The organism is Nostoc sp. FACHB-280 (genome assembly GCF_014697615.1).
In the GTDB taxonomy this organism is placed as follows: Bacteria; Cyanobacteriota; Cyanobacteriia; order Cyanobacteriales; family Nostocaceae; genus Nostoc_B.
Genome location: NZ_JACJSD010000011.1, coordinates 179607 through 185606, shown reverse-complemented (window position 1 = coordinate 185606; position 6000 = coordinate 179607). Strand labels below are relative to the sequence as shown.

Annotated in this window: 6 protein-coding genes and 1 pseudogene; 3 read left to right on the top strand and 4 right to left on the bottom strand. The window is 39.8% G+C overall.

The features are described 5' to 3' along the window. A pseudogene (locus H6G75_RS11050) lies at positions 1-114 on the top strand (photosystem II q(b) protein); the annotation flags it as partial. A 149-nt stretch (positions 115-263) separates the two neighbouring features. Further along, complete coding sequence (locus H6G75_RS11045) at positions 264-848, top strand: DUF99 family protein (RefSeq protein ID WP_190979978.1); 585 nt, start codon at positions 264-266, stop codon at positions 846-848. Positions 849-917: 69 nt separating this feature from the next. Here the strand turns inward: H6G75_RS11045 and H6G75_RS11040 are convergent, their stop codons facing one another. Both H6G75_RS11040 and H6G75_RS11035 read right to left on the bottom strand, forming a co-directional pair. Further along, positions 918-1847: a phosphorylase gene (locus H6G75_RS11040; RefSeq protein WP_190979988.1), complete on the bottom strand. Its 930-nt coding sequence runs from the start codon at positions 1845-1847 to the stop codon at positions 918-920. Between the two features lie 25 nt (positions 1848-1872). Further along, positions 1873-2640, bottom strand: a complete 768-nt coding sequence (locus H6G75_RS11035) for a Uma2 family endonuclease (RefSeq protein ID WP_190979977.1) — start codon at positions 2638-2640, stop codon at positions 1873-1875. Between the two features lie 253 nt (positions 2641-2893). Between H6G75_RS11035 and H6G75_RS11030 the strand changes: the two genes are divergently transcribed. Further along, positions 2894-3268, top strand: a complete 375-nt coding sequence (locus tag H6G75_RS11030; protein WP_190979976.1) for a DUF4870 domain-containing protein — start codon at positions 2894-2896, stop codon at positions 3266-3268. A 1045-nt stretch (positions 3269-4313) separates the two neighbouring features. On the opposite strand, the gene H6G75_RS11025 is transcribed toward H6G75_RS11030, so the two are convergent. Continuing rightward, complete coding sequence (locus H6G75_RS11025; protein ID WP_190979975.1) at positions 4314-5087, bottom strand: SDR family oxidoreductase; 774 nt, start codon at positions 5085-5087, stop codon at positions 4314-4316. A gap of 94 nt (positions 5088-5181) precedes the next feature. Next, positions 5182-5994, bottom strand: coding sequence for a nuclear transport factor 2 family protein (locus H6G75_RS11020; protein WP_190979974.1), 813 nt, complete (start codon positions 5992-5994; stop codon positions 5182-5184). Positions 5995-6000: the final 6 nt, after the last annotated feature.

The window sequence follows — 6000 nt, the reverse complement described above, 5'->3', positions numbered from 1 at the left end:
GCTAACTTGGGTATGGAAGTAATGCACGAGCGCAATGCTCACAACTTCCCCTTAGACTTGGCTGCTGGTGAGCAAGCTCCTGTTGCTATCTCTGCTCCTGCTATCAATGGCTAATTTGCTCTGATAGCAATGTTATAGCCTCATAAAGTAGAAGAGTGAAGAAAAAAGCCCTCCATTTTGGAGGGCTTTTTTCTTCGTTAAGCTAAAAGATTATAATCATTGTTTGGTAGACTCTCTAAGAATCAAACTAATTAAAAATATTGATGGAATTAGAAGCTCTGCTCAAAAATCACCGCACAATTAGAGCTGTAGGGTTTGATGATGCTCCTTTTATACGAAGTGCAGATAAACCTGTGGGTGTTGCAGGTGTAATATGTGCAGATACTCGCTTTGAGGGGATGGTTTGGGGAGAAATACAACCTGATGGTTGGGATGCAACTGAAAAGCTGTGTCAGATGCTAATTGGTGGCAAGTTCTTACCGCATTTGCATGTAGTGTTGTTAGATGGAATTTCTTTAGGCGGTTTTAATATAGTTGATTTGCCATTATTAGCGGAAAGATTAGAAAGGCCTTGCATTGCTGTGATGCGAAAGCAACCTAAGTTGAACGCAATGATTTATGCGATGCAGAGATTACCACATCCTGAAAAAAGATTAGAAATAATACATCGTGCTGGTACTGTTTATGAATATCCACCGTTTTATTTTCAGGTTTGTGGTGCCGAACCTGATATTACAGCTCAAGTACTTCAACAGTTGACAGACTGTGGTCATGTTCCAGAGGCTTTACGTTTGTCGCATCTGATAGCATCTGCGGTTGTGAAAGGGGAGAGTGGGAGACAGGCTTGATAGCGATTGGGGAGTGGGAGAGACAAGGGAGATAAGGGGGACAAGGGAGACAAGGGAGACAAGGGGGAGTTAGGAATGACTATTGACTATTGATTCTTGGACAGCCACTTCTTTCAAGATGGTCATTGGCCCTGTGTTTTTGAGGAGTTGCATTTCTTGTTCATTTCGTACTAGTAATGCACCAGCGAATCCTAATGAGTTCACAGAAATGGATTGGTATTTTTCTTGCGATCGCGGTACGATTAACATCCATTCTTTAGTTACTAGTAAGTTGTAAGCCGCAGATGGTGTTTGACTATCAACTATTTCTATCCCCACAGCACTTAACAAATTGTGATATACCTGCCAAATCGCTTCTGCTGAGGTTAACGGAGATTCTAGCCAATTAGGATCTAAAGTTGCAAAGGCGTTAACAAACGGTAGTTGCGATATTTTTCCTACACCATCTTTCAATTCTGCTGATGCTAATAATGGTTGAATAGGTATCTGCACTCCAGCAGGAGCGAGTGGTAAAGGTACTATCTGTAAATGTTTGTGTCGCTGACTAGCGCCTGCGGTTTTACCACTGTTGTAAAAAGCTAAACCATCAAAGTCAGCTAAACAAGCCAATAAAGCAGCAAAATCTTCTGGTGTGAGTAGGCTTTCTTGTTCTTCAAAAGCACGGGTAATGAGCAGCAGATGATAGTCAACAACGTTGAATTTGTTCAAAATACAAACATGAGTATCGGAAATTTCCGCCACGAATAAATCTTGTTCATAGGGAAGGAAAGGGTTGAAATCCTTACCAACAGTAGTTTGTTTATCTTGCTGTTTCTTGGCTGTGTCTTTGCGGGTTAGATTCGATAAAATTCGGACTAGAAAGTTAACGCCATCTTGCTCAACAAATTCAAATTCTGTCGGAATAGAGAGCAATGCCCCACATTTGAGAGCATATAACGTAGTATCTTTGACACTTGTCCATAAAGTGCCAGTTTTTAGTAAAATTTCTCCCTTAAGCATTGATGAGTGCATGATTTAACATTCATCAGTCTAAATCAGGTTCAACGCCAAGCGATCGCAATTGTGCAATTAATCTTTCTGTTTTTTGTCGTTCCTGTTCGGCGCGTTGTCTTTCGTATTGTACTTGTTGACTTTCTTGTTCAGTCGGAGTCAATACCCAATTGCCTCGATGATCATACCAACGTAACCAAGGCTGTTCAGCACTTTGATAGCAACCTTGCCATATAGCCAAGCCTAATTCTAATTCTGGTATCCAAAAGCGTGGTTCTGTTAAAGCTACTTCAGTATAATGACCACCATTTAATTTAAAGATTTTTAACTCATATTTGTAGCGATCGAAAATTGCGTAATAAGGAATTCGCAAAACTTGTTCATAAACTTGCCATTTTGTAGGCGGTTGTTCTATATCTCGCAGGGTTTGACCTAAATCTTCTTTTTCTGTACCAGGAGACAGCAATTCAATCACAATAAAGGGGTTTACTCCCTCTTGCCAAACCACATAACTTAAACGCAAATCTCTTTGTTCGTAAAGCCGCGAACCACCCACAACAGCAAACCAATCTGGTCGCTTGTACCACAATGGATGACGCAAATCGTAATATAAGTTTAAGTCACTAGCGGTAAATACTTGGTCGCTGGGGTAATTTGGCGGACGAAATGTTTCGTCTAACAAGCGTGGTTGTAATAAATGAAACTGATCTGGCAAACCAGGCTCCTCTGAATCTTCACTCTTGAGGTCATACATTGTGGGTAAGAATTCTTTGGGAGGGCGCGGTGGGTCAGTTTGATACATAGTCAACCAGTCCTGAGATTGAGACGCTTGAGTTGATTATTCAACTTAGTTTAGTTAGGGGTAAATGAACGAAAGAAACTTTTAACCCGGAGGTACGGTAAACACCATTATTCATATTTTAATAAGTAGCAGCAAAGTTAATCAATAGTTAAGAAATAGTCGAGAATTTACTGAGTACGGTAAACTACCATACAATGCTTAACAAATAGCCTTTAGAATAAAAGACAAGAAACAAATTGAGGAGTCTTGCAAGATGCAAGTTTCATACGATTCTGATAAGCGCAAGTTGCTATCATCTCTGTGTCATGGGGCGATTTTTTTTAGTACGGCGTTGTTTTCGGTTGGTGTACCGATTGTTATTAACATTATCTCGGATGACCCAGTTGTTAAAAGTAACGCTAAAGAATCAATTAATTTTCACTTCAATGTTTGGTTTTGGGCAACTGTAATTGGTGTTCCCATTGCTGTTTTATCTTGGTTGACTTTTGGTATTGGTGGAATTTTGTTTTTTCCCGTTGTTGCTTTTGGCTTTTTATTACATTGGGGATTAACAATTGTTGCACTTTTACACTGCTTCAGTAATCCTGATGAACCTTTCCGTTATCCGTTTATTTTCCGAGTTTTCTGATTGTTATGGGTGTAGATAAAGTTGGTTATAGAAAGGGATGATTTACTCATCCCTTTTTTATTAGACAATGTTATAACATTTATCAGTTGAGTGCAGTACAAGTAGATAGGGAATAGAGGCTAAAGGCTGGATAAATGTAACTCACTGGAATGAAAATTGCTATAGGAATATTATTCACAAGTGATACATACAAATTATATTTCAATACAGTTAAGTTAAGGTGATGAGAGTTGATTGCTCAATTTCTGCTTTACTTATCAGACAATCAGCAAGATTTGGGGGATTCTCCCCCATACCCCCGATTGGGGGACGGTTGCGTCCCCCAAACCCCCTCCAAAATCATTTTTTTGTTTTTTATTGAGTCCTAATTTGCTGGTGTTATTGTAGTTTAGTTTTTTTATAGCGGTTCTCATTCTAGTAGGATAAAAGCAAGAATAATTAACCACAGATGAAACAGATAAGTTTGTACCTCATGAGACTAGAAAATGATATATCTGAACCGTATTGAATTACAGCATTTTTCATCTCAATGAAGTACATTACTCTAGTACAACAAGGCAAAAGTCAAAAGGCAAAATAAAGAATAGCCTACCACAAACATTTTAACAATTTCTGATAGTCTGTTTATTTATGCCACCCTGTACTAAACTCTAGTCACTAGCCTCTAGCCTCTATAAACTGTATTTTTAGGTGTACTGTTTTTTGAGAAATATAATCAGATTTTTACCCATTACCAATGAAAAATTAACTAGTTATTTAACTTTATCACTAGCCAAATTATCCCAGAGAAATATCTAAAAACATCATCACTACACAGCCAAAAATGACTCCGAATGTTCCTTATTTTTCTAAGCCTTTGCGATGTGATTCGGGAATAATTTCATCACTAATTACATTATACTAATTAAAAAAATCTACAGATGTAGGTTGGATTGAGAAATCAAAGCTAAGACTTAAAACCTGGTATTTGTTGGGTTTCACTTCGTTCCACCCAACCTACAAATTTAGTACTAAGTATATAAATTTTAGCAGTAATACAAAGTACTTAATTATGGCGATGAACGAGAGTGGCGCTGGCTTGATTTACTGGCATAAGGATGACTTCGTTAATGTTAACGTGGGGCGATCGCGTGGTGCAGAAAAATATCACATCAGCGATATCATCAGCCGTTAAGGGATTTACGCCTTGATAAACTCGCTTGGCGCGTTCTGTATCGCCATGAAACCGCACTTCACTAAATTCCGTTTCTACCATACCAGGATCAACAGATGTGACGCGGACTGGAGTACCTAACAAGTCTTGTTTTAAACCTTCGGAAATGGCTTTAACCGCAGCTTTTGTTGCACAGTAAACATTTCCACCAGGGTAAGTTTGATGTCCGGCGATGGAACCAAGATTTACCACATGACCTCGACCACGGCTGACCATTCCGGGAACGACATAGCGGGTGAGGTAAAGTAAACCTTTGATATTGGTATCTATCATTTCTTCCCAGTCTTGAAAGTCGCCTTCGTGCAGCTTATCTAAACTGCGACTCAAACCAGCATTGTTGATAAGAATATCTATATTCGACCATTCAGCAGGCAGATGATTAATTGCTGATTCTACCGCAGGGCGATCGCGCACATCTAGCTGTAATAAATGAGTGGCTGTACCAAATTCTTGATTTAAGCTGTCTGCTAACTGCTGCAAACGTTCCAGCCGTCGCGCCGCTAAAATTAACTTTGCACCAGCACCTGCAAAAACTTTGGCACAAGCAGTACCAATTCCACTGCTTGCGCCAGTAATGAACACAATTTGATTTTGTAGAGAAATCATTGTTAGTCAAGAGTCAATGGTCAAGAGTCAATGGTCAATGGTTAAGAGTCAACAGTCAAGTACAAACCAATGACTAATGACTAATGACTAATGACTAATTTTTCACCACTCTTAAACGCTGACTTACCATTGTGATTCCTTCACCGCGAACAATTACGGCGGAAATCCAGTGATTACCGGGTGTTGCTGGGGCGCGTCCAACCTTAAAAATGCCGCCGGATGTGAGTAATTGCAAATCTAAAGGTGCGGGGTTGAGATATTTTTCGATTTTGACAGGTTCTTCCGTTGCTGCTCCTAGCAGAAAATCCTCTCCCAGTGGTTCTTTCACAATGGCATCAAAACTATACTGCTGCCCAACTTTTACCTGCTGGGGTAATTTAACATCAAGTTGGGGTGGCTGATTACCTCTAGTAATCAGAGTCCGTTCTCCTAAGATGTCTTGACTGACAATTTTACCGCCTGCAATTCTTTGACGGGATGTAATTGTGGCATTCAACGCCAAGTTATTAGCGTTAGTAGATGGGGCGCTAGAAATGTTAGTGACTGTTTCGGCAATAATGGCATTACCTTCAGCTTTCCAAGATTGCAGCTTTGTGGTGTAGCGTAATTGCGGGTATTGTTTCCAAAGAGTCACCAGGGCTTTTTCCAAGTTTGTACGGTTTAAGCCATCTCCATTGGTAAAATTGGGACTATAGAATTGAAGTACGGCTTGAGCATTGCCTTTATTAGCGGCTGTATCAATTTGTGTTAGTAAATTATTTAGTTCTGCTGGTGGAGCTTGGGGAGTAGCGGCTTGCACACTGTGTAAACTGCTAGTTAAACCAAGTGTGAGTAGCGATAATAACAGCCAACTTGGAGTTAAAAATCGGGGTTGGCGTTTGCGGAATATAGGAATAATGTTAGTCATTGGTAA